The organism is Psychrobacter sp. H25 (assembly GCF_059076335.1).
Map to the genome: position 1 here is coordinate 1799702 of NZ_JCACRV010000001.1, position 25259 is coordinate 1824960.

Annotated in this window: 19 protein-coding genes and 3 tRNA genes; 2 read left to right on the forward strand and 20 right to left on the reverse strand. The window is 42.4% G+C overall.

Annotated features, from left to right (window positions below):
- The first annotated feature begins 188 nt into the window (after positions 1-188).
- A complete protein-coding gene (mutS, locus tag AC5JPO_RS07215) occupies positions 189-3329 on the forward strand; it encodes a DNA mismatch repair protein MutS (RefSeq protein ID WP_493853668.1) in 3141 nt (1046 codons plus the stop codon).
- A 201-nt stretch (positions 3330-3530) separates the two neighbouring features.
- Positions 3531-3854, forward strand: coding sequence for a ferredoxin FdxA (gene fdxA / locus AC5JPO_RS07220; RefSeq protein WP_194363584.1), 324 nt, complete (start codon positions 3531-3533; stop codon positions 3852-3854).
- Between the two features lie 135 nt (positions 3855-3989).
- On the opposite strand, the gene AC5JPO_RS07225 is transcribed toward fdxA, so the two are convergent.
- The 20 genes from AC5JPO_RS07225 to AC5JPO_RS07320 form a co-directional block, all read right to left on the reverse strand.
- On the reverse strand, positions 3990-4433 hold the full coding sequence (locus tag AC5JPO_RS07225) for a pilin (protein WP_493853669.1): 444 nt from the start codon (positions 4431-4433) through the stop codon (positions 3990-3992).
- Positions 4434-4837: 404 nt separating this feature from the next.
- The gene (locus AC5JPO_RS07230) at positions 4838-5287 is read right to left on the reverse strand and encodes a pilin (protein WP_493853670.1); all 450 of its coding nucleotides are present in this window, start codon (positions 5285-5287) and stop codon (positions 4838-4840) included.
- Between the two features lie 413 nt (positions 5288-5700).
- The gene (locus tag AC5JPO_RS07235) at positions 5701-6150 is read right to left on the reverse strand and encodes a type IV pilin protein (protein ID WP_493853671.1); all 450 of its coding nucleotides are present in this window, start codon (positions 6148-6150) and stop codon (positions 5701-5703) included.
- Positions 6150-6698 (reverse strand): type IV pilin protein, encoded by a 549-nt coding sequence (locus AC5JPO_RS07240; RefSeq protein ID WP_493853672.1) that lies wholly within the window; start codon positions 6696-6698, stop codon positions 6150-6152. The genes AC5JPO_RS07235 and AC5JPO_RS07240 overlap by 1 nt, the downstream gene beginning before the upstream one ends.
- Positions 6699-6710: 12 nt before the next feature.
- A complete protein-coding gene (locus tag AC5JPO_RS07245) occupies positions 6711-10682 on the reverse strand; it encodes a pilus assembly protein (RefSeq protein WP_493853673.1) in 3972 nt (1323 codons plus the stop codon).
- A 32-nt stretch (positions 10683-10714) separates the two neighbouring features.
- Positions 10715-11590, reverse strand: coding sequence for a pilus assembly PilX family protein (locus AC5JPO_RS07250; protein ID WP_493853674.1), 876 nt, complete (start codon positions 11588-11590; stop codon positions 10715-10717).
- A gap of 21 nt (positions 11591-11611) precedes the next feature.
- Positions 11612-12595: a PilW family protein gene (locus tag AC5JPO_RS07255; RefSeq protein ID WP_493853675.1), complete on the reverse strand. Its 984-nt coding sequence runs from the start codon at positions 12593-12595 to the stop codon at positions 11612-11614.
- Positions 12595-13161 carry a type IV pilus modification protein PilV gene (gene pilV / locus AC5JPO_RS07260; protein WP_493853676.1) on the reverse strand — a complete coding sequence of 189 codons (567 nt, stop codon included), beginning with the start codon at positions 13159-13161 and terminating at the stop codon, positions 12595-12597. Before pilV ends, AC5JPO_RS07255 begins: the two co-directional genes overlap by 1 nt.
- Positions 13161-13655, reverse strand: coding sequence for a pilus assembly FimT family protein (locus AC5JPO_RS07265; RefSeq protein ID WP_493853677.1), 495 nt, complete (start codon positions 13653-13655; stop codon positions 13161-13163). Before AC5JPO_RS07265 ends, pilV begins: the two co-directional genes overlap by 1 nt.
- 272 nt (positions 13656-13927) lie before the next feature.
- Positions 13928-14776 carry a ComF family protein gene (locus AC5JPO_RS07270; RefSeq protein WP_493853678.1) on the reverse strand — a complete coding sequence of 283 codons (849 nt, stop codon included), beginning with the start codon at positions 14774-14776 and terminating at the stop codon, positions 13928-13930.
- Positions 14777-14817: 41 nt separating this feature from the next.
- Entirely contained in the window at positions 14818-16269 is a 1452-nt protein-coding gene (locus AC5JPO_RS07275) for a phospholipase A (RefSeq protein ID WP_493853679.1), read from the reverse strand.
- Between the two features lie 392 nt (positions 16270-16661).
- Positions 16662-18806 carry a cytochrome c biogenesis protein CcdA gene (locus AC5JPO_RS07280; RefSeq protein WP_493853680.1) on the reverse strand — a complete coding sequence of 715 codons (2145 nt, stop codon included), beginning with the start codon at positions 18804-18806 and terminating at the stop codon, positions 16662-16664.
- Between the two features lie 47 nt (positions 18807-18853).
- On the reverse strand, positions 18854-19420 hold the full coding sequence (locus AC5JPO_RS07285) for a protein-disulfide reductase DsbD N-terminal domain-containing protein (protein ID WP_493853681.1): 567 nt from the start codon (positions 19418-19420) through the stop codon (positions 18854-18856).
- 248 nt (positions 19421-19668) lie between these two features.
- On the reverse strand, positions 19669-20106 hold the full coding sequence (gene gspG, locus AC5JPO_RS07290) for a type II secretion system major pseudopilin GspG (RefSeq protein ID WP_493844460.1): 438 nt from the start codon (positions 20104-20106) through the stop codon (positions 19669-19671).
- Positions 20107-20621: 515 nt separating this feature from the next.
- Positions 20622-21824 carry a type II secretion system inner membrane protein GspF gene (gspF, locus tag AC5JPO_RS07295; protein ID WP_493853682.1) on the reverse strand — a complete coding sequence of 401 codons (1203 nt, stop codon included), beginning with the start codon at positions 21822-21824 and terminating at the stop codon, positions 20622-20624.
- A gap of 72 nt (positions 21825-21896) precedes the next feature.
- Positions 21897-22943 carry a hypothetical protein gene (locus AC5JPO_RS07300; protein ID WP_493853683.1) on the reverse strand — a complete coding sequence of 349 codons (1047 nt, stop codon included), beginning with the start codon at positions 22941-22943 and terminating at the stop codon, positions 21897-21899.
- 319 nt (positions 22944-23262) lie between these two features.
- The gene (locus AC5JPO_RS07305; protein ID WP_493853684.1) at positions 23263-24198 is read right to left on the reverse strand and encodes an AraC family transcriptional regulator; all 936 of its coding nucleotides are present in this window, start codon (positions 24196-24198) and stop codon (positions 23263-23265) included.
- Positions 24199-24663: 465 nt separating this feature from the next.
- Positions 24664-24739, reverse strand: a tRNA-His gene (locus AC5JPO_RS07310).
- A gap of 39 nt (positions 24740-24778) precedes the next feature.
- A tRNA-Arg gene (locus tag AC5JPO_RS07315) sits at positions 24779-24855 on the reverse strand.
- A gap of 107 nt (positions 24856-24962) precedes the next feature.
- Positions 24963-25039, reverse strand: a tRNA-Pro gene (locus AC5JPO_RS07320).
- Positions 25040-25259 lie beyond the last annotated feature (220 nt).

Here is a 25259-nt window from a genome sequence, read left to right on the forward strand (position 1 = left end):
TGCCATTGCTTTGACTCTCGTATAGCTCTATCGGTAAATACTAATCTAGAATTGATAACTGAACCAGTTATGTATGAACATCTGATGCACCTATCAAACCAACATTCATATATCAAACAAGCAATGCTATAAAGCATCTACCACAATACACTAATCACCACTCATTACAGTACTATAAGAGACTCTGCATGACCGTAAAGCCACCTGTACAAAAACACACGTTAGCGCCTACTACAACAGATAACACCTTGTCAAAATCAGACACCTCTAACCATTTGAGCATAGGCGATGCTGTCTATAATCTATCAGACCATACGCCAATGATGGTGCAATATCTAACCATGAAAGCCAACTATCCACAAGCGCTGCTGCTATACCGGATGGGTGACTTTTATGAGCTGTTCTTCGATGATGCCAAGCGTGCCGCACAAATATTAGATATTACGCTCACTCGCCGCGGTAATGACAAAGCAGGCAATACGATAGCGATGGCGGGGGTACCGTTTCATGCAGCCGATAGCTATATGGCACGCTTGATCGCGGCTGGGCAAACAGTAGTGGTCTGTGAGCAGGTAGACGACGCCGTCAGTAGCCCTGCCGCTGACGATAACGCCAGCTTACCTAGCATGGGTGACAAACAAAAAAAGAGTAAAGGTAAATCGGCAGCTGGTAGCATCATGCGCCGCGAAGTCGTCAAAACACTCACTGCAGGCACTATTACTGATGATGCTCTGATTGCGCCAAACCATACACCTACTGTAGTCGCTATCGATATTGCTAGTATAAAAGCTCAAGATAGTAGCCAGACCATACAGGCGGCAGTCAGTCAAATGGACTTGACCGCTGGCACATTAACCACGCAAACCTTGCGTGCTGACAAAGACGATGCAGATAGCTTGCAGACGCAGATGCTGACGGTGTTGGCACGGTTTGCACCTAGTGAATGTATCATTAGTGAAGCACTCGGCGATAACATTAGCGGCAGCATTGGAAGCAATGATACAGAGTGGATGTTGTGGTTACGGCAGCATCTTGACTGCCCTATCATAGAAGTCGCTGCCAATGACTTTCATCGTGGGCACGCTAGTGACACACTTTGTCAGCAGTTTGAAGTACAGCGTCTCGATGGTTTAGGTATTGCGGACAATGTACTGGCACAATCTAGTTGCGCTGCGCTGATTCACTATGCACGCCAGACTCAGCAGCGACATGTACCACAGGTCAATCAGCTTATCGTTGAGCACAGTGATGACTACCTGATTATCGATGCTAATAGTCAGCAAAACCTTGAGCTATTTGCTCCTGTTAGTAGCAGCGGCACGTCATTGATATCGGTTCTGAACCACTGCCAGACACCAATGGGCAAACGACTGCTCATACAGCAGATGAAGCGTCCGCTTCGCCAACATTCACATATCAATATGCGTCTTGATGCAATAGACGCGTTATTGAATACCGTTAGCAACTCAGTTCGAACTAACCAAAGCTCAAGAAACAGTTCATTGGTAACCAGCCTACGTGACACGCTCAATACCATTGGGGATATCGAGCGTATTAGTAGCCGTATCGGGCTAATGAGCGCAAAACCTCGCGATTTGCGCAAACTCGCCGACAGTATCTCGAGTAGCGCTCACCTTACGACTGTACTCGTGGATGCGGGTATCAACCATGAAGACGCTGGACTGCTACCTATGCTTATGCAGCAAATGCCCGCTCAGCTCCCTGCTGTTCAGGCTGTCTCTGAGGTAATCGAGCGTGCCATCATCACAGAGCCACCTGCACATATACGTGATGGTGGCATGCTGTCAGCGGGTTACGACGATGAGTTCGATCGTCTCACTCACCTCCATGACAATATCCAAGCCACACTGGATAAAATGGTAGAACAGGCTCGTCAAGACAATCAATTACCCAGTCTAAAAGTAGGCTTTAATAAAGTCAGTGGCTTTTACTTTGAACTGCCTAAAATGCAGGCAAAGAACGCTCCAGCTCATTTTATCCGTCGGCAAACCCTCAAAAGTAGCGAGCGTTTTATCACCGATGAGCTAAAAGAAGTCGAGACAGAATATCTGAGCGCGCAGTCTTTGGCACTAGCTCGTGAAAAACAGCTCTATCAAGGGCTATTGAATCAATTAAATGAAAGTCTGGCTGATCTACAACAGCTGAGTGCTGCTATTGCCCAAATAGATGTGCTGAGTAACTGGGCCAATCTTGCCATAACCTATAACTGGCAACGTCCAGTCATGGATCATAGGTCGAAGGATAAAAACGAATTAGTAGCTCGTAATCAGAGCACTATCGATATTCGTCAAGGTCGTCATGTCGTCGTCGAGGCTGCATTGAGTCAAAATAACGCTAACCACAAAAATAATCATTCATTAAGCACCAAACACTTCGTCGCCAATGACTGTACGCTAGGTAGCGCTTATACTGATAGTACTGAAGAAGGGCATCCTGAAAGACTGCTTTTGATTACTGGTCCCAACATGGGCGGTAAATCCACTTATATGCGCCAAACTGCGCTGATTGTCTTGCTTGCTCATTGCGGTAGCTTTGTGCCCGCTGAGCACGCTCATATTGGTGATATTGACCGTATCTTTACCCGCATCGGCTCAGCTGACGATTTAGCCGGTGGCAAGTCGACATTTATGGTAGAGATGATAGAAACCGCTAATATATTAAACCAAGCAACGAATAAGTCGCTCGTATTAATGGATGAGGTCGGACGCGGTACGGCGACCACTGACGGCTTGGCCATTGCTCACGCCTGTGTCAATCGCCTAGTAGAGATTGGTTGCCTGACATTATTTGCCACCCATTATTTTGAACTGACGCAATTGGTACACAGCGATGAGGGTCGCCATAACAATATTCGCAATGTTCATGTTGCCGCTAGCGAAGTCGATGGTCAATTGTTACTACTGCATCAGATTAAAAAGGGTGCGGCAAGCTCTAGCTTTGGATTGCATGTCGCAAAGATGGCAGGAATTCCCACTCAAGTGCTAGATGATGCCAAACGCTACTTAGCCGAGCACCTACAAATGGATAGCCTAAAAACAGGTGACTCAAAAGCATATCATCAGAAATCTATTGATGATAAAAATGAATTAGCTAAGTCAGTAACAGATAAACGAGCACAGGATTATAATAGCGACGCTCTAAATCACGAGATGAACCATATTGCGCAAGCGGTAGACACAATAGATAATCCAAAACAAAATCAGCTATTTAGCTTACAAGATGAGCTGATTGCTATCGATCCTGATAGCCTGACTCCCAAACAAGCGCATGATATGCTATATCATTTAAAGAAAATCATTAGTCATTAAAGGGAATTGTCAAATAGTAGCAAAGGCGCTAAAATACGATTTATTTTTTCACTATTCTATATAGCCCTTATAGTTGATTAAATTTAAAAGCGCTACAATGCGACCGAGTGTAGGTATATACCTTACTTCAAGTGACGTTGACGCAGTAGCGCTTTTAAAAATTGACTATATCAGCCAATCCAATAACAGGTAGACCTCGCTATGACCTTTGTCGTTACAGATAACTGTATTCTTTGCAAATACACCGACTGTGTAGAAGTCTGTCCTGTGGACTGCTTTTATGAAGGCCCAAACTTCCTCGTCATCGATCCTGATGAGTGTATCGACTGCGCACTATGTGAGCCTGAGTGTCCAGCCAATGCGATCTTCTCAGAAGACGAAGTACCAAAAGATCAGGAGATGTTCACTCAGCTCAACGAAGAGCTGGCGCAGAAATGGCCGAACATCACTGAGATGAAAGGACAAATGCCAGAAGCAGCTAAGTGGGATGGTGTGGAAGGCAAGATTCAGTATTTAGAGAGATAATTCTCTAAGCGTTTCTCAATATATTGAGTCAATAAAAAACCACCTAGTAGCGATGTGCTGTTAGGTGGTTTTTTGACGATTAAGTCTCAAGTGTTAGTTAAACACTTTATTAGTAGTATAAAGTTCATTTTACTACTATGGTCTAATATAACCTTTATCTACACAGACGCCACTGTAATCCCATGTTAGGCGACCAGTTGCTTCGACTGTAGGAGATAATACACACGTTTCTGGCGTTACTTCTCCCACGCCTTTAATACCTTTAAATGTATTAGGTGTGGCAGTAATTACAGCAGTATCTATTGCAATAGATACTGTATTAAGCACTTTATTTGTTGCGCCTGTTGGCAATACTTCACCGATTTCAGCTCCAGTATCACATCTACTTAATTCTTTCTTTACTGCATAGCAATTATCAATAGCAACCTTAGCTCCTGCCATACCAGCGATTATTTCTGCATAAGTAGCTTTCTTTACATAGTTTTGATACGCAGGTAACGCTATAGCAGATAAAATGCCGATAATAGCAACCACGATCATTATCTCAATTAACGTAAATCCTTTCTGTACCACATTCATAAAGCTTTCCTCTTATAGTACAACTAGTTGTCTACAATAATATTCTAATATATCAGCTTAAGAGACTTTAAAGATACTTTGGCTATTTACTTTTATTGTCTTGGACATGTTCATAAAAGTATCTTAATAAGAAATTCGATATATAGTATTCAAGTTACTGCACAGGTTATACCAACATATTACGATTTAAAGGAATAGTTCGAATGTTCAAGTTATTATTTGGGACATTCACAATTAAGAGGAATCAGTAATAATTTTTCACATAGAACTACGCAAATTTTATAATCCAACATGAATTATAAATGTTCTTTTATAGTTCGAAATTTTTTACTGCTTTTTGAATATAAAAAAGCTGACTAGTATAGTCAGCTTTTTCTACGCTTAGTTGCAAGTCTCAGATAAGATTAATTCTTGACATAACCGTTAGTAGCACAGGCACCACTATATGACCAGATTAGTCGACCAGTTACAGCACCACCATCACCATCATTAGTTTCAGCAGTCGGAGTAAGAGTACAAGTTTCTGTTGCTTCGATTCCTTTAAATGCATTAGGTGTTGCTGTAATTGCAGCTGTGTTTGCAGCGATTTCGATTTTATTAAGTGCTTTGTCCTTCGTATCTGTTGGTAATGTTTCACCAATTTCTGCATCAGTATCACATTTGGTTAGATCCTTTTCGATCGCATAGCAAGTATCAACTGCTGTCTTAACAGAGCCCATGGCCGTTGGGATTTCAGTGTAGGTAGCTTTCTTGATGTAGTTTTGATATGCAGGCAATGCAATCGCAGCTAAGATACCAATAATAGCAACAACGATCATTAGTTCGATTAAGGTAAAACCTTTTTGAGTGTTCATAAGAACTCCTTTTGCGATAATATAATGGCAGTATGATGCATGGTCTGGCCTAGCTATCATTACTACTGATTGTAGGTGTCAGTTTAGACTAAGTATTTAGTCTAATTACTGTCTTACTAGTATTCTTGCAGGTAGCATGCCAACTTTTCATAACTGCTTAAAATATTCATTTATATCTTTTAACTAACACTCTTACTAATGCTTGTTACCTTGTAGTGTTTAGTTTATGACCTATCTTAGCTATTAGACATGTTCATTCAGGGCTCTTAATGAATAACATGGCGAACAATACTGGAAGAGTCAATAGTATTGCCAGTTTATTGCTTAAAATTGTCAGTTTATGTAAATTATCGAAGATTGCCGTAATTACAGCTGACATTTTTTGTCAGCATGCGAGATTGAAGCTATTATTATCAATTACTCCACTCTTTATCTGTACCACATTTTTTGTTAGTACTGTTACCTCGACACTTTATACCTTGATAATTAAGCGTTAGATTACCATCGCTTGCCATTTGAGTATTAGACTTTGGCGTAGCAGTAATTGTCCATTTAGTGACAAGTGGATTTGTAATAGTGACATCATATAGCTTAGTTCCCTGTCTCGGATATGCTGTAGCAAAATCTGCTATGACACCTGTACTGATAACACTATAACTTCCTTGAGCTAATTTTCGACTCTCAATTTCCGAAGCAATATTGTACATTTCACTCATCATATCGGTACGTTTGGTTTTAATAACGTATTGCTGATAGCTAGGATAAGCAATCGCAGCAAGTACGCCAATAATAGCGACGACTATCATCATCTCAATCAAAGTGAAACCATGTTGTGGCTTATATGCTTTTGTAATTATAAACATTACCAACTCTCCTCCCCCGTACCGCAATCAGTAGACGTTATCTTCACCGTTCTATCTTTGCTCTGGCACCTTAACCCCGTACTATTGAGCATAAGAAGGTGTGCATTAGAGCTTGTGAGGCTAGAATTAGGCTCAGCAAGCATTCGCCACGCATTACCTGCCACAGAAAAACCCGCTGCATTAGGTGCTAGAGTGGCGTCCGTACTTGCATCAACTAGACGAATTTTGTAGCGGTAATTATTATTATCACTACCTGCTGGCACATAGATTGTTTGGTTAGTAGGTGCATCGTCGTAGCCATTGCTAACCGTACCATCACTAGATAGCTTTCTAGGTTGAAACCCTTTGTAAGTAAGCGCAGTAGCACGCCAACGATTGAGCTCTATCTCAAGCTGTTGCATACGTGCTTGCGCTTGTAGCTCTGAATTACGAACGACATATTGTCTATAAGACGGAATCGCTATCGCAGCCAAAATAGAGACGATAAAAATCACGACCATTAACTCAATGAGGGTAAAACCTATCTGTTGCCTAAATAATTTCTTCATACGGCTGTCTCATCAGTCTACTTCGTACCATACTTTTGGTTGAAGGGTAAATCTTTCGTTGAATATAAAATCAGGAGCAGTACCACTTCCCAAAATTAAATCAGCAGCTGACAAGTTTTGATTCAGCCCATTAGGTTTTGATGTTGCGTTAAATAGCCCTTTATCTGTATCAGAGCCAAAATTCACACGATCATTCGCACGTTCTGTCAGAGTTCTAGTACCGATAAGCAAACGCTGATTAGAGAGTGTCGAACTTCGTGGACCTAAAGTAAGCTCTTGAATACCTTTACCTGCTCGGACAAACCCACCTAAACCATTTTTGGATGCATCATCAGTACAAATACCATAAGGTAGACAATATAGTTGTCTCTCTGAACCACCAGTAATCTTGGCAGAACAAGAATCTACCGTTCCATAGTTCATATCTGGGTTATAGACGGTAGTGTACAAAAAACTATCAATCACTTCAGACTTTCCTACACCTTTGGTATATCTGACGTTGCCATAGCCATCAAAGTTCGTTAGCGGAATGTACCATCCATTCTTTGATGTTCCTTGTAGTACCGAGATAGCACTATTCTTTTGCGCCAATGTATAACCTGCAGCATTCAGAGTTCCAATCGCGTTAGGTAATTGAGTCAAATTACTAGTTGATGAGCTATTAGCTGTTAAATCAGCTATTTTTTGACCATTAGCGTTATTTGCTGCTGTAAAGTTGCTTGCATAAAAAATGCTGTCTACCTTTGTAACATCAGTATCCATGATGCCATAGAGCCTGTCAGCTTTGCTGAGATCACGTATCTTAGATAGAGGTGAGCTACGATCGCCTGAAATGACATTTACAAGTGCAAATAAGCTACTACTCACTGGATTACGATAGAAACTAACGACTGGACGCTCATAAAAGCGATGATTGTATTTGGTATCAGAACCAGTATAAGCACTTTGCAGAACCCGAGTGACCCGCGTATTGGTGAAAGAGCTTTCAGGCGACGATGCTGTGGCTGTCGCAGATGGTTTTATAAACCCTGCATTGGTAAAGTCGGCACGGAATACTTGACCACCTAAGTCAGCAAAATAAATATGGTCCATAAAGCCATCATTGTTACGATCTAACGTGGTCACGCCAGCGACGATACTATTTTTCATGGTAGGCACTGTTTTCGTAGCACTTGAATCACTGGAGGCTGACCAAATAAGAGCGCCTGTTTTAGCATTAATGATATAGACAGCATTACCTTTCGCCTGCGTGGTCGCCGTCAACGCACAGCCACCCAATATAGAGTCAATCAAACCCACTTGAAAACCTTCATTTTCATAACACATGTCATAACCACCACCAAATACTAGAACATCTGTACCTTTATCACTAGCAGCAGTACTTGTTTTTATTTTAGCCTTAGTAGGCTTTTCCCAAATCTGACCCATACGACTGAAACCTGAAGTCGCTGGTGTAATTGCAAACATCATACTAGGATTGTCATTGTCAATGAGGTTCAGACCATATAAAGCTTCGCCGCCCATACGTAGACCACCATAAGCATAGACACCTTTGCCATCAGTAGTGTCAATATTGACACGTTTGGCTTCAAAATCGTATTTATAGTCAGCACTGACCATCCAAGGTGCATCAACACCAAAATTAGGTGAACCCGTACTAGCCTTGGTCGCGTCTTTGACTAATGCTGCTGATTTTTCGGGATCTATCAGCATCTCTCTTGGAATAATGACAAACTTCTCTTTACCGCCATCACCACTAGTACTGGCATTGTCAGCATTAACCAAATGCAGACCACCTTCTGATGAACCAAATAGTACGTAATCATCACGAGTAGTGTTGACTCTACCATCATCATCTAAGTTTGCTGAATATGATACTGAAGCAGGAGTCGAGTGTATCGTCGCTCCTAGTACTTTGATAGGTTGGGTTGCATTAGCGCTAGTCAACGTCATATCCTTCACATTGACCGTTGTCGCTGGAAGATTGGCAAAACCTAAAAAGTTCAGTAGCTTTCTCAACGTCGCTTCATTGTAGGTTGCTGTATCTACAAAGGATGTATTTGTCAAAGCAGTGTTATTTACTAACACTTTACCTGCAGCATTGACACTCACCTTTTTCAATACTGGCTTTTTGCTAGTACTATTTTCCCAATCTTCTACATACAGAGTTCTAACAGAGGCAAGACCAGTAGCTGGTGTACTTAACTGAGAATAAAAACCACCAGACTCTACCTTGTCATTGGCACCAGCATAATTAGTATCTGACCACAGATCCTGTGCTGCTGGGTTTAATTCCCCTGCTATATTTTTGAAGAGCTTAGTATTACTCTTACCATATAGCGTGCCTTCATTTAAACTATATTTCTTTAGGTTACCTTCCCAAATTACTGAGTTTTCAGCAACCTTGGGCTGTATAGTTGGATAGTAGGCAATAGCGAGCTGACTGTCGGCACGATAGGGATCGTCTGGGATAATGATAGTCCCTGATGGTGTGGAAGGTAGTGTTTGATTCAAATCGCTAACGAACGTGGTAATACTGTTCACAATATCCTCGGTAGACTGTGCAGAGTAGAAGCCTCCTTCGCCAAAACCACCAACGCCTGGCAATGCTGCAGTTGTCTTTTCACCCCAGTTACAAGCATTTCTTGCGTCGATATCTGTGAATTTTGTGCAATTATAAAAATCTCGATTGGCAGTGATGCCAGTTCTTGGATTGGTATAAGGAAGGTTACGAATAATGCGATCTGCTGGATCTCTATTATTATCCTCCACTCTATCGACATTAAACGCTGAGCCAAAACCAACTACTGCTGTAAATATTTCTCTATCAGTACCTAATGGATTAATTGTAGGATCACGTAAGGCTTTGGCAAATGAACCAACTGCTGCCATACCATTATTATTTTCGCTACCATCAGGTAATGTCACCGGTGATAGGCTAAAAGAATTGCGATCCAACGCTCTTTCCATCAGTTTCAAAGGATTACTAGAGTTATTTGGTGCACCATCGGTCAAGAAGTAAATACCACGTCCATCACAGCTAGATGGAGAGGAAAGTGGGCTGATATAACTATTATTAGTTTTAGACAATGTTGTAGATTTATTGAAACCACTCCCATTACCGTTTGTTTTGGTACCTAACATATAAGCGCCAACCTCTGCATAAGCGTTAGCTGTAGGCGTTCCGCCACCACCACCTGCTGCTGCAACAACGTTTCTTATATTCTGACGTTGAGCATCATCTAGTAAGGCGGCAGGTAGTAATATCTTACCACTACTACCATCGCTATTTTTGGCAGTTCCGTTAGAGTTAAACTCCACCACATTATTACTGCCGCTTTGAGAGGAAAACTGACCAATACCTATAGCTACTTTTTTAGGGTCTAACTTAGTACTATCCATCAAAGTAAAAATGGCATCTTTAAGCCGAGTTAGGCGGTCATAGTATTTTTCACCTCCGACATCTTTGTAGTAATATGTAGAAGTATTAAAAAAACCACCGACTTCCGATTTATAGCCATTGACTGATGGTTTGTCTATTACTGTATTACATGTTTCTCGATTCGTAACGCCTAAACCATTACTACTTTCACAGATATACCATATATTGCCAAAAATACCTGAATAATTTCTATAAAAATATCTTTTCTCTCCTTTTACTTCGCAATACATTCTAGGGTAGGAAGGCGATGTCATAGACGGTTCAGAATCCACCATACTTCTATCAAAACTAATTGTCGACGGCAAGTCACAAGCGTAATCAACCTGATTGATAGTCATACTACCTGACGTGTCTAACATCATGGTGATGGTGGTTTTACCACCTTCGGCCGCCTTATATATCTCCAAATCACCGATTTTTTTGCCCGCGACATCAGCTTGTGCGACGGGCAAAGCGACCATAGCAGCCATGGCAACGACTAGATGCTTCAAAGGTAACGTAACTTTGCCACTCATTGGCGATACAGTATTTAGTCGTTTCATAACCTCTATCCTTTGTATAATAAGTAAACTATTTATGGCGTAGTTTTGAGGACGCATTCTGCATTTAATGTACCTCTACCGAACGGGATACACTTCGTAGAAGAAGAGATGTTTTCAACATCCGCTCGCTCATATAACATTTTGCTTGGAGTGTCGGCAGCGAGCATACAATCACTCAGTGATTTTTTACTACCGACAACGTTATCTTTAATGCTGGTTTGTGCAAAACAATTATCTCCATTAGCTTTAGGTTCACTATAGGATGGCAATGCTGAAGCAGATCTAATATCAAATGTGAATTTTTTGCTGGTTCTATCTTCGATTTCTTTACCAATGACCATATGTCCAAATCTTTCAGCATTTGGGTCAACGGGCGCAACAGTGACGCTCATTTGAGTAACAACCGTTTGCCTAGCACTGGTATAGCCGTCAGCACTGTTGTAATCACATATACCATTGTTCAAACCACTCCAATAGGCTGTAGGATTTGCTGCAGTTCCCTTTACCATAACAGTAGCATTGGATGTCAGATATTTTTTGGTACGAGGGTTAAAACAATAGATAAACTCATTAGTAGCATTTTCATCATTCAATAGAAAATGCCCAAACACACCTGATGCACTTGTCACATCTAAGTATTCAGTAGAGGTTGAGCTACCATTGAGCATCATTTCGAGCTTTTGATTGGCACTATCTGAAGACTGTAATAATACTGTATTGATCTGATCGCTTGTCGCTATTTTGAGATCTGTATTGCTTTGTCTCACTGCTATAGCACCGGCGAGCATAATCAATACCAAGAATAGTAGTACTGCTATTAATGTTGCACCGCGCTCGGTATGCCGATATCCGAGAGTCATTTTAACGTCTTTCACGGTTGGGTTTGGTGAATCGCGATGGATCGTCACTCTTACTCTCCTTACCAGAATTTATAAGCTGGTTTTCACATTGACTACACGAGCGTTGCGTAATAGCGTTGTGGTCTCATAAGTCGCGCGTACTTGTTTTTGACGTGTAGTATCCGTCTTCAATACATTATTCTGACCTAACAGTGTAAACGAAGTTTGATCATCACTACCTAAAACAGGAGTGCTACCATGAACAATTAGACCTATTTTTACTGATGTTATTGCTGGTTTGTTCGCAGTTATCGATAGATAAGCACTACTTGGTAAGTACATAGTCTGACCTGCATTGACACCCGAATCATATTGGACACCTAACAAGATTTTGAACTGATCTACATTAGTAATAAACTCTTGACCAGCTTGACCAAAGTTGCGAGCGTCTGTACCACTTATCGTTCTGATCTTACCTGCTGCAAAGTCAACCCTTCCAGCATCACAAGCTAACACTAGGTCTTTGATGGCGCCACTACTACTGTCATTCGTAACAGGTCGCAGAAAATAACGCTCAATAGCAATATCGTTTACCTCAACTGCTGAGCCTTCACAGTCACTGAATGGGCTACCCGTTATATTTGTATATTGGATTGTCAGTTGATCACTATTAACAGTAGTATTTGAGACTCCTGTCCAGCCATTCGTACCACCAACCGCATCACCCGCACGTCTCGTCAAGTAACCAGTGTCAGTATATGGCGTAGTAGTAATACCTAAGTTGGCGCCTGTTAACACAATACCACCCTTCGCAGTCGTTCCGTCTATTCTCGTAATTGGGTTACCTAAATTAGCTAAACGAACTTTCTTTTCTAACTGCTGCAAACCGAACACACTAGCATCTTGCAACTCGCTACCACTAGATTGCACACTGCTTGTTTTTACACTAATTGTGTATATCTGTACGACGGCGGCGGAGATAATCAAACCTAGCACTAATGAGATCATAAGCTCTATTAGAGTAAAACCAGACTGCTTGCAATTACTGTTGTTATGGCTGTCAACGTTCAGCATCAGTAAGCCTCCATAATAAAGCACTCTGCACCATTTTTATAAGTACCATTCGCATAAGCACAAGCATTTGTATCACTATCACTTAGAGCTACAGTAGTATCGCCCCAGCTGGCTACAAAGCATTGACGCTCTTGTTCACCTGACGTGCCAGGACACCCATTAGGAACTAAACCTAACTTGATATCATTTATCACCGCGTATGACTTCATTAATAAGGCATCACGTGTTGCTAGTTGATCAATAGTGCAACTGTCTGCAGCGACAGGTGCTCCCGTTGTATTTTTGATACAACTGTCCTTTGTGATTACAGCGCCATCTATTGTTACAGAGTCAGTGCTACCGTTTACAGCTGTTTTGAAAGCGCCTATTCCGCTTGAATTTGCACGCATTGTTTCCGCGCCACCTCTCATAATAGCTAATGCTCGTGTACGCATGAGGCTCTCATCAGTAGCTTTTACTGCAGTCATTTGCATAGCTGAGAATCCAAGCACTGCAACTGCTAGTAATAATAGTGCTACTAGCACCTCTACCAAGCCTACACCATGCTGACTACCTAAGTTTCTCACTAGCAAGTTCCTTCTAGTTTGTGAGTAATGCTTGCTATCGTACTAACTTCAATTTTTCGAGGTGTAGCGGCTGTATTACTATCACAAATGGTATAAGTGACTTTGACGCCATTAGCAGTCACTTTATTCGGCTGAAAAGTTACCGTATTGGTTGAATTAGGAGTAATAGATACGGTGCTTCTAGAGTTAATATCATAACTGGTCAACACAGTACCACTGGTGTTTTTCAATACAATAGTTTTTGCAGTATCGCTATATACGACTTGAATATTCTGGCGACGAATAACACTTTCGACTTTAGCGTCTTTCAATATACTAGTAATAGTAGAAGCCGTTGATTTAACCCGCTGGTTGGCAAGCTGAGTACTGATACTTGGTGCAGCAATACTTACGATGATAGCCAGTACCGCAATCGTCACCATGAGCTCAATTAAGGTAAAACCTGAATGAGCTACCCGTATGTTGGGTTGTCGATTATTCACAGATGCATTCACATCAAATCCCTATTTAGCACCGCTAATGTCTGTCTCTTATCAGTTTTTGTTTTAAAATAACTAAAATCTGATGTCGTCTTTGCTAATGATTTTGTAGTTAACTTAACTAATAACATGCAATTTTTGTTCCATAACATTCTGTTGAGTTTATATACAAAACGACAAAAATCCCTATTCAGGGTGTCAACAACTATATACGTATTTAATAATATATCGTGAAGGCAAAGAATTAGCAATATATTAATGATTTCAAATAGATAGCTTAATTAACACTATTGACTACCATGCGCTAAAGCATATGCTGAAATGTGGTAGTTACTATAGCGTTGAGCATTTATCGTATTTGGATGCTCAGGTCCGATAAATGCTCGCGCTAAAGCCTGTAAGCTTGCACCTGTCGTTGAGACATCATCGAACAGCAATAAGCGTTTTACAGGAGGGCTCTGTGAGAGCGCGAAAGCATTATCTAGGTTACTTAGACGTTCAGCACGTGTCAGGCCCTGCTGACTCATCGTATCGTCAATGCGCTGAACACCGTGCCACAACGGAATGTTCCAGTGTTTCGATAGTTGCGTAGATAGAATACTGACAGGATCAAAACCTCGTTTGGCTAGGCGTTGATCGGTGGTCGGCATAGCGACAATCACACTATTATGCTGATGACAGCCATGCGGGCGTGGCAGTTGGCGTATGACATGTAGTAATAAAGGCAGCTTAGTCATGTCTTCATGATGCTTGAATGCCCAAATTGCTTGGCGTATTGGATAGTCATAATAAGTAGACGCTTGTATGGATAGCGATTTACCAAAAGCGATATCAACGTCAAAAGGTTCTGGGAGCCACGCGATACCATGATGACAGTGAGTACAAAGTAAGCCACTACTCAGGCGAGGTCTGATCTGATGATGAATACGAGTAAGCAAAGCGTCGCTAGTTACCAGTGCGAGTTTGGGTTTTGTACTCTCATGTTTTGTGCTTGGCGAGTGACCAGCGTTAGATAGCGCGTGATGCGGTATTAGCTGAGGTGCTAATGTACTACGGTAAATACGGCATAGCTGGCAGCGTATATCTATATACTCTGCCAACCACAGTCCAGTTTGATACGGTGCTAAGTTGTGCATAGATTATTTATCATCATAATGCATGATAAGGCTCTGCTATATTAGAGACCTTTCCAATCGTTAAGCACAATACCAAAGCCGATAGAGGTGTTTTCATGATTATAATCAACAATAGACTCGCCATACCCTTGGAACAACTGCACCATACCATTGACGTTTTCTGACAATGGATAGATATAATCGATTTGTGCAGCACCTTTATTGGTGCTTGGGTTATAGCGCAAAGTACCGCTGACACTCTGCTGGTCTGGCAAATCATATAAGAATTTGATATCGCCATAACCCATGTAATCTTCGATATCTGGGTTGTCATCATCGCTGCTACTGTCACTATTCACGCGAGCCCAGAGACGCGGTATGACGGATAGCTTACCCCACTCTGCCCCTGCCATCAGATAAGCACGGTTCCATGAACGTGATAATGGATCATCCTGACCATTTGAGTGATGCACAGCACCAGCCCCTAACATACGTAAACGTCCACCGAAAGGCAGGTCTGCTGTCACAGGCTGGGTCAAGAATATCTCTGGTTGATAGTCGGTGGCACGAAACGGTCGTGAGTTGTCTTCGTTATAAACCTGCCAATGCGACTCCTGAGTATAGCCAAACCATAAATCTGCACTGGTATCGAATAAATCTTCTGCTACTTTACTCTTTAGTGACAACTGAAACTTCAGCTCAGTCTCACGTATGTCATTAGAGTCAAAAGGCTCAATGTCTTGAGAAGGTGTGCTTGGGTTTAAGTTAGGATCAAAAGTATAAAACAACGGCAGCAAATACGTCGGTCGGTATGGTCTTACTGTCCAAGTACCGCGCTCGCTATTTTGGTCGAGATCATACGCTAAGCTCAGCGGTGTATACTTTTCGATATCTGTTTGAGTGACGCCTACGCTATCTAAAACCTGAATCTCTTGCTCACTATCTGCATCTGTATCCATACGCTTAGCAGCAGTCTGTTGAGTGGCGGCTAGACCTGTAGTTGTGCTGTTGCCATTGAAAGTATTGGTTGATTTTTCTTCTACAAAGACAACCTGCGGGTTACCTGAAATGGTCGTTTTAAACGTCTTTGCCAAGTCAACGGGCTGTTTGGTCGTGGTATAGCTTGGGGTTTTTCCTTGCTCAGCCACCTTGTCAAAACACGCCAAACGAGCAGCACTACTCTGAACTTGCGTACAGTCAGAAAACAGCTTTGCTTGTTGGGCAATAAACTCTTTACTAATGACGTTGCCACTTTGAGCAGTGACGCTCGTGTATGTCTCATTATTGCTAGTATTCTGAGCCGTCTCCACGCTGCCGTACTCAAATGCTGCTTCTGGTACTGGCAGCTCATTATAAGTCTGACTATTGTCAGCTGCTTGTACTTGTACCGCTGTACAACTCAAAGCGATAGCAACGGCAACACTCAAATGAGTATGCCTCGTTCGGCTACTGGCGTTACGACTGATTACATTGGTACGTTGTAATTGACGCTGAGTGGTGATGTGGGCAAACATAAATGTCCTTTATCTAACCAGCATTATCGCTAGCAGAGTATGTGAATTAATTGGTATAACCGTTAGCGTCACCGCTAAAAAACAAGAAGAAATCAATAATACATAAACACCAAAGACAGTCTTGACGGACTAATCTATCCCTGCACTATTGTTACTTTATTGTAATGAAAATATAAAGACTATACTAGCGTTATCGGCATATTAAATACGATCAGAAAATCCTAATCTCTATCCAACTAGATATCGGTATAAGATATTACAAGCATGATTTAATGACACTAAAAAGCCGATGTACGGTTATTACGGTACACCGGCTGCTCTTTATTATTAATCCTAAATCAGGATTCTACTCAAATGATTAAATCTACTTATTGATTAAAAGTTATTCATTATCAGTTATTCAGCGTTGTTAGAGTTTGCTCAAACTCCAAGCGACCGATTTCGCCCACTTGCTGATCAACCAATTGACCATTTTGATAGTAAAGCAACGCTGGTGGACCAAATAATTTATAGCGTGATAAAACAGCTTTGGAGTCTTCAGTCGTTTCTGTAATATCGAGCTTGACCAGTTGCCAGTCTTGCATTTGTGCTGGACGATTGTGAAATAAATTTTTATCCATAATACGGCACTCAACGCACCAGTCGGCAGTCAGATCAATGATTACTTTTGGATTGGAGGCCACGATAGCATCTAGCTCGGCAAGTGTCGTGATCCTCTCATCTTTTGCGCTATTGCTACCTACTGAATAAGTAGCATTCGACGGTGCCATCATTGGCGCAGCACTCAATGACACTAATGGATGTAAGCTATCATCATTTCCTAGTGCTGCACCTACGATCAAACAAGTGGCCCAAATACCCATAATAAAACTCAACGCTTGAGTCAGCATACGACCTTTACCCAGCCAACTCCACGCCCATATCGCTACCACCATAAACCATAATGCCCATACCATCAGCATGATTGGTGATATAAACACACGCTCGATGAGTAGCAGTGCCACAGCGAATAGCAATAAGGCAAAGCCTTGTTTGACCCAGTTCATCCACGCGCCTGCCTTTGGTATGATCTTGCCTTGGGTAGCACCTATTAAGATAAGCGGCGCTGACAAACCAAACCCCAACATAAATAAAGCAGCAAAGCCCAACAACGGACTGCCAATGGTCGAAACGGCGAGTAACGCACCGAACAGTGGCGCAGAGACACAGGGAGATACTACCAATGCTGACAAGAAACCAGCAATCAAACTGCCCCCCGTACTACCCAGCTTACTGTCACCTGCTTGGCTTAGATTTTGCATTTTTCTCCTTAGCACATGTGGCAAGCGTACGGTGAACGCATCCAACATATATAGCGCTAATAATACAAAAACAACGGCAAAGCTGATAAGAATAATCGGGTTTTGCAACCACCCAATAATGCCTAGTGACTCCCCAAACACCGCAATAACCGCACCCAAAACACCATAGGCAGTTGCTACACCTATCGCATAACTGGTGGTTAAGATAACGCCACGTTTGACAGTTGGGTTTTGTTCACGGGCCACGATATTGGCAACGATAGGTAGCATCGGCAGTACGCAGGGCGTCAATGCCAAACCCAGACCTGCTAAAAACAGCAACACCAATGCAAGCCAAGGATGAGAGGCTAGCCCAAAAGGATCACCATCGACCAGTGTATTGCCAACGACGTTTTCGCTACTGGTCGCGCTGCCTGAGATGTTCGTATCTGTCCCAGAAATCGTGGTCGTCGACGTACTGCCATCTAAAGAGTCATATTCTAAAGTGCTGTCATCAATGAGGTCATAGTCAATAACGTCGTCATCTATCAATGCTTGATCGTCATCAGACTGAGTTGTATTGGCTATACCAGCCTCTATCGATGTCGTCTCATTGTCATTCGTTGATGCTGTCACATCAGTTAGATTACTCGCAGCAGCGCTATCAGTACTAGCATTACTTAGTCTTGTTTGCGGCGACGTCGCTGCGATGTTAACTGTAGTTTTGATTTTTTCGGGTGGATAGCACAGCCCTGCTTTTGCACAGCCTTGCCAGCCAATGACAATCGCTGTGTCATTTATGCTTGTGCCATTGTTGCTGGTCAATGTGGTCGTTGCGACCATATTGATTTGATCAAAGACCAGCACCTTACCAAAAGTCGGATCATCGATTGAGTATGGCTGTTGGCTAAAGGTAAAAGGGGCTGCATTCACGCCAGCCGGTAGCGTGAGTTTTATTTGATCTTTATAAACATAATGTTCGGGCGTGATATCAAAATTGATAGACAGGCGCGTACCTGTTTGGGTAGGTGTACTACTGCTAATGACCTGAAAAGCCTCATCCACTGGCAAGAATTTCGACTGTGCGTTGCTTTGACTATTGCCAAATAAATCACTCAATCCTGCAGCTTGCGCTGTTATTGGTGCCAAACCAGTTAACAGCGAGCTGCTCGCAATAGCAAACGCTAATACGTACGATTGTTTTGGAGACGTTTTAGCAGTTCGTGAGAAAGGTTGTGGTGACGCCTTGATGGACATGAATAGCTACCTGTTATGACTGATATGTGAATCGACCTACGCGATATTTATTTGCGCGTTGCAGCAATATTTATCTTGGTTTTGATTTTTTCTGGTGGGTAGCATAATCCAGCTTTTGCACAGCCCTGCCAGCCAATCATAACGGGAACATTTTTCGCTCCCTTACCACTACTGGTCGTCAGCGTTGTGGTTGCAACGATACTTCTTTGCGTGAATACAGGAACCTGACCAAAGGTCGGATCATCAATTGATACGGGTGCCTGATTAAAAATAAATGGGGCTGCGCTCACACCTTTAGGAAAGCTCACAGTCAGCTTATCTTTATAGACATAGTGCCCTGGCGTGATGTCAAAGATAATAGATAATTGTGTACCCTTAGATGTTGCTTTGGCACTACTGAGGACTTGAAAAGCCTCATCCACTGGCAAAAACTTTGATTGCGATGAGCTACTACTATTAAATAAATCGCTCAATCCTGCAGCCTGTGCACTTATTGATGTCATTGATAACGCGGCTATCAGTGAGGTACTGGTGACAGTAAGTGCAAGCGCGTAGTATTTGGCAGCGCGGTTATTGAGTGCAATTATTTGAGATGCTGGCATTTTAATGGGCATAAATCGTTACCTCTGATAATGGTTAGCAGTAAAAGCCTGGCAGTAAAAGCATAAACTCAGCATAAACATGCTGATAAAAGTATCAGCGCTCGTATCAAACGATGAGCACTTTATAAGCTGATAAAAAATATCAACCAATAAGGGATTATTGGTTGATATTTAGAGGTTAGTAAATATGAGCAAATGACCAAATACGTTTATAAACACTATAATGCTATGGGTTTCATAAGCGTTTGTACAATCAAACCTTATAGCTGAGCGTAAAGATCAGCATCCTGACCCTCGCCACCTTGCTGCCCATCTGCACCCAATGAAAATAAATCATAAGGACGACCTTCACTACCTGGGGCCACATATTGCATTTCGTTTTCCCAACCATCTGTCGGATAGCCACCTTTTATATAACCACCTTCAGGGTAATTCTTCGCATCAGCAGGCGGTGTTGTCAGTGCCTCTAATCCTTGAGCTGTCGTTGGATAGCGTGAATTATCGACTTTGTACATATCTAGTGCATTTGAAACAGTAGCCAGCGCAGTCTCAGTCGTTTTGACACGAGCTTTATCGCTTTGTCCGACGACTTTAGGTACGACCAAGCCCGCTAAGATAGCTAAGATCACGATGACAACCATGATTTCAATCAGAGTAAACCCTGATTGCCTAGATCTATGTGCTGAACTGTACGGCATCGTTGAAGAGAGCGTCTGATGAACACCTACAGTAGCTGAGTCATCTAATATACTGTTACTAATTTTGGCATTGTTATTGTTTTTAGCATTGTTAGTAGTATGGGCACTTTTTGGAATCGTATTCACTTGAAAATTGTCAGTCATAGTCATCGCTTTGGTCATCACAGTTATGTCAGTGGTAACAGTAGCACTCTAGTGGCGCTTACTACTGTCAGATCTTATCAGTAATATCCTACATCATTATCACTATAAACCATGGTTTTATTTTTATCCAGCGCGGCGCTCAGATTGTCATTATAGGTCAATATTGAATAAACAGTGAGGTCTACAACTGTCGTCTCATCTTACTTTTACTATAGCGTGGTGCTCAGATTTACCCTAATAAAACTATAGCCTAGACAATAATATACAACAGTAAGCAAATCTTAAGAAAGCTCGCTCAGAGTTTAGCAAGATGTGCCGTATAGGTAAGATAGAGATATCGGATTTGTGTCAGCCGTTCAAGTGACTGCTTGCTAGCCTGCCAAGTCATTCATATTAACGATAGGTAGCATAACCGCCATAACGATAATCATCACGACCACACCCATCAATACCAGCATCAGAGGCTCGAGCAATGATAGCAAAGTACTGATGAAGTTGGTTGCTTCTGCCTCCTGCATATTGGCAGCACGGCTTAGCATATTTTCTAGCTCACCTGAGTTTTCGCCACTTTTTATCATCTGCACCATCATCGGTGGAAAATAAGTAGATTTCTCTAACTGACTAGATAAGCTTGAGCCTTCTGTGACTCTATCAGCAGCAGTGATAATCGTTTTTTGAATATGTAAATTGGTTGTGACCGCAGCACCGATATGCAATGCTTCAATCAGTGGCACGCCTGAGCGTACTAATATCGCAAGGGTGCTAGCAAATCGCGCGGCATTCAATCCTTTGGACAATCTTGCCAGTATCGGTAATCTAAGTACCACACTATCAATAGTCAATTTCCCTGCCTGCGTTTGAGCAAAACGGTAGAATAAAAATGCAGCCCCTGCCAATACCAGAAGCATTAGCCACCACCACTGAGTAATGATATTCGATAATGTCAGAACGACTTGGGTAATCAATGGTAGGGCTTGCTCGGACTGCTCAAAAACTTTGACAATTTTGGGCACCACAAAACTCATTAGACCCATAATCACCGCAATTGCCATAACCATCAGTACAATCGGATAAACCATGGCGCCTTGTATTTTCTTTTGGAGGGCAAAACGGTTTTCGGTGTAGTCTGCCAACTGGTTCAGGATGAGATCAAGATGACCTGATTTTTCGCCTGCTGCAATTGTGGCGATATATAGTGGTGGAAAGCTGGCGGCTTGTTGTAGTGCTCGTGCTAAGCTCAACCCTTCTAGGACATGTGAGCGTACAGCGAGCATCAAAGATTTGATATGCGTCTTGGGTGACTGTTTGGCGACCGCAGCCAAAGTCTCCTCGAGTGGAATACCAGCCGCCAGCAACACAGACAATTGGCGTGTGAGCAGCGTCAGCTCATAAGCAGATGGTTTTTTGTAGCGGTTTTTACTTTGGCTTTTTCGGTCATTGACAGCGCTGACTTCGACTGGTGTCCACTGCTTATCACGCAGTTGCTGACGAACTTGCCGCGCAGAGTCCCCTTCTAGCAAGCCTTTTTGGACACTGCCGTGGTCATCAAGCGCTTTGAAATAATAAGCGGGCATAGCAGCAGATATCCTAAATGGGTCATAGGTAAATGGTTATAGCGTACGGTTTAACGAAAAACGTCATACCTATCAAAGCGGCGTTGAGTCATTACTATCAGGCATCAAGCCTTGTAATAATAAAACATCCAAGTGCTGCTGCTGTAACTTTTTATCAAAATCATTGACCTCAGCGATCAGCATGCGCTCAATACGTTTGTCACTAGCAAAAACACTCAAACGCGCACAAATAACCGCCAATTGATAAATGCGTTTTTTACAATAACCATCCAAGCCTTGTAGCAGTCTAACCATATGCGGTGTCTCAAGACTAGCATAGTCATAATCGGCGACTACTTGCTGACCAAGCGCCGTTACACCATAACTGACCGATAGATGCGCGCAAAAATAACAGCTGAATAGATACCCCACCACATGACCGATATAGTAGCCTCGATCATAGGTAAAACTACTTACCCCAAAGTGACCAAGTACGTAGCTGTTGAGACTGCCTTGGTCGCGAATAGGCTTTCCATGTTTTAGCTTACCGACCGTGGCAAAACACAGTGGGTTGCGTCCATCTTGAGTAGTGAGCTGCCAGCCTGCTGGCTGCTGCGCAGGCATATGACGTACGATATCTGCGATGATATCGTCGACTACATGTAGCTGTTGCCAGAGTCGTTCAAGCATATCCGTATCCATCAGACCACGCTTATCGAGCTGCTGAGCAAGCAAATATTGCTGATATTCTATAAATTGTGATTTGAGGGTTTGTACCAAATACGTGGGGCGCGTATTGGCAGATGCCATATATAGTAGCCGGGTACGTTCATGCTGGGTATGATAAAGCGCGACACGCTGTGCTGCGACAGATGTCTCACTGGCAGTAGACTGACTGGTTGAGGTATGCGTATTGGACTGCTCTGTAGCGCCTAACTCGTACGCTTCTTCTTTGGCATCTGATAAAGTAAATAAGGTCAGTAGTGCCGCCTTATCAGGAACTTGTCTCACATCCTCTGTCTGCGCTGATTGTGTGCTACTCAAATTATCTTTATCAGTATTATTTTCTTTTTTAGCAGTTGCAGTAGCGCCTTGTTGGCTATTGGCTTCTGTACTTGGCTTTGCGGTCGGTTCAGTCATAACATACCATCAGCAGCAAAAATAAACATCGTCTAGATCCTTTTGTATTGCTGGCATTCAGCTATACATCGTGCGCTAAACGCACACACTCATATCTCGACGACTCATTACCTCATAGTACCTGAACACGCATGCCTTGTCAGCTTTGTATAACCGAAATAGCACGGTCTAACTATCAGATACTGTGTCTCTATACCTGCTCGGTATATAGAAGGTCGCGGATAAAATTAAAAGAGTTAATCAAAGCAAAAAGCGCTAAAGCAACGTTGGTCGCTTTAGCGCTTCTATAGATAGATACTGCCGATATAGCAAAACTGACCTAGGCGAGTTTTTGTTGTTGATACTGCTGTCGGTACGCTTTTGGTGAGACCCCATAGACACGCTTGAACGCCTGACTAAAGGTAGAGTCAGATGCATAACCCACCATATCACTGATGCGGCTGATACTGTTCTGCTGTAATCGTAAATATCGCGCTGCCAAACGCAAGCGGTAATCGATTAGATACGTGAGCGGCGGCATGCCGACTGTGTCTTTGAAACGCTGAGCAAAGCTCGATCGTGACATTCCTGCTACTTCTGCAAGCTTATGAATGGTCCAGCTTTGGCTTGGTGCTTCGTGCATCGCGGCTAGCGCCTTGGTCAAAAACGGATCTTTCATTGCTTTGAGCCAGTTTTCGGTGGCTTCAGGCAAGCTCTCAATATAGACACGTAAGCACTCAATCATCATGATACTCGCCCAATGATTGATGACAGCGGTTTTACCCATACGCTCACGCTCAGCCTCCAAGGTCAGCAGCTTAATCTCTACATCAATGACCTCAAAACGACCATCGGCGGCATCGTTGAGCTCGGGTAATATCGGTGGTAGTACAGACAGTAGAGGATTGATCATCTCTTTGTCGTATTTGCATTCGATAAGTATCAAAGACGAATTAGGGTCACCATCACCATCGATGTCAAGCATACGGTCCTTACTGTTAATCAATAACTCATCAAGCGGTTCAGCGACATCACCATTATGATTGAGCGCATAGCTCACATGCTTGTGTGCATTGGGGATCATAATCATATCACCAGCGCGGGCTTCTCTTAGACCATTACCAACATCAATACAAAAACCGCCAGACATCACCAAATAAAACAAAATAGTGTCTTTTCTCGTAATAGAGTAAGACCAATTGCCAGCACCGTTCAAACGATAATACTTGGTCTCAAATAAGTGCACGTTTTGTAGCAATACGCTCAATGCGTCCATTAATCAGTTCCTCAATCATACAGGGTCAATAATAAAGCTTAAAGATGTAGATATATTTAAAATACTTTTGAACGCTAACGTAATCAATAGGATATTTTGATTCGCTATTTTATGCCAGTGCCTAACACCTCAGTTGACGACACGATTAGTGTGATGAATAAATCGAAACATAAGCATAATGCCCGATTTGAAACATCGTGTCCATTCACTCATAAGTATTACTAATTAATAATAGAGCAGACACAGTGAATTTAGGCTTTTGGAAAAAAACCTACAACGATATGAATATCAAAAAATAAAGGACGTAAACCAGCAAAGTATGGGCACTTCGAACGGTTCAAAACTACAGGAGGATACAGAGGGATGAAAAATAAACAGACATAAAAAAACGCCAACAGTGGCGAATGGTATTGCTTATAGGCTTTGGTATAAATATAGGATATCTATACGGATAATACAAAAAAATGGGGCGACTGATGGGACTCGAACCCACGACAACCGAGATCACAACCCGGGGCTCTACCAACTGAGCTACAACCGCCATAACTATTGCCTGATAAGGCAAGATTTGCAGGCTAAATGGCGCGCCTGGCAGGATTCGAACCTGCGGCCACCTCCTTAGAAGGGAGATGCTCTATCCAGCTGAGCTACAGGCGCTCTTAGAGGACTTTTATATACCACATTCAGTCAAAAATACAGTTTTTACTATATCAGAAACTAAACCATTATACATAAAAAAAAGCCTGTAAGGCTCTTAAAATAGATGGTCGGAGTGATAGGATTCGAACCTACGACCCTCTGGTCCCAAACCAGATGCGCTACCAAACTGCGCCACACTCCGAAATTCTCTATTATCACGATAGTTTGTTGAGTAACTCGTTGTTGGCAATGCCGCTAACTTGTTAATGTTCCTCGCTATCGAGGTGCACATATTAAGGGGAAAAGGCGATTGTGTCAACACCTATTTTCAATTAATTTAAAATAATCTCTAAATTCTTTAAAAAAGCAGATTACCACAAAAACATCGCGACGACCTCTAGTAGATAATCTCTAATCGGTGG

Coding starts and splice junctions, on each gene's coding strand:
- AC5JPO_RS07230 (WP_493853670.1), bottom strand. CDS start 5,287: ATGAACACTCAAAAAGGTTTTACCTTAATCGAACTAATGATCGTTGTT.
- fdxA (WP_194363584.1), top strand. CDS start 3,531: ATGACCTTTGTCGTTACAGATAACTGTATTCTTTGCAAATACACCGAC.
- AC5JPO_RS07235 (WP_493853671.1), bottom strand. CDS start 6,150: ATGTTTATAATTACAAAAGCATATAAGCCACAACATGGTTTCACTTTG.
- mutS (WP_493853668.1), top strand. CDS start 189: ATGACCGTAAAGCCACCTGTACAAAAACACACGTTAGCGCCTACTACA.
- AC5JPO_RS07285 (WP_493853681.1), bottom strand. CDS start 19,420: ATGCCCATTAAAATGCCAGCATCTCAAATAATTGCACTCAATAACCGC.
- gspG (WP_493844460.1), bottom strand. CDS start 20,106: ATGCCGTACAGTTCAGCACATAGATCTAGGCAATCAGGGTTTACTCTG.
- AC5JPO_RS07305 (WP_493853684.1), bottom strand. CDS start 24,198: ATGGACGCATTGAGCGTATTGCTACAAAACGTGCACTTATTTGAGACC.
- AC5JPO_RS07240 (WP_493853672.1), bottom strand. CDS start 6,698: ATGAAGAAATTATTTAGGCAACAGATAGGTTTTACCCTCATTGAGTTA.
- AC5JPO_RS07275 (WP_493853679.1), bottom strand. CDS start 16,269: ATGTTTGCCCACATCACCACTCAGCGTCAATTACAACGTACCAATGTA.
- AC5JPO_RS07280 (WP_493853680.1), bottom strand. CDS start 18,806: ATGTCCATCAAGGCGTCACCACAACCTTTCTCACGAACTGCTAAAACG.
- AC5JPO_RS07255 (WP_493853675.1), bottom strand. CDS start 12,595: ATGCTGAACGTTGACAGCCATAACAACAGTAATTGCAAGCAGTCTGGT.
- AC5JPO_RS07225 (WP_493853669.1), bottom strand. CDS start 4,433: ATGAATGTGGTACAGAAAGGATTTACGTTAATTGAGATAATGATCGTG.
- AC5JPO_RS07245 (WP_493853673.1), bottom strand. CDS start 10,682: ATGAAACGACTAAATACTGTATCGCCAATGAGTGGCAAAGTTACGTTA.
- gspF (WP_493853682.1), bottom strand. CDS start 21,824: ATGCCCGCTTATTATTTCAAAGCGCTTGATGACCACGGCAGTGTCCAA.
- AC5JPO_RS07300 (WP_493853683.1), bottom strand. CDS start 22,943: ATGACTGAACCGACCGCAAAGCCAAGTACAGAAGCCAATAGCCAACAA.
- AC5JPO_RS07270 (WP_493853678.1), bottom strand. CDS start 14,776: ATGCACAACTTAGCACCGTATCAAACTGGACTGTGGTTGGCAGAGTAT.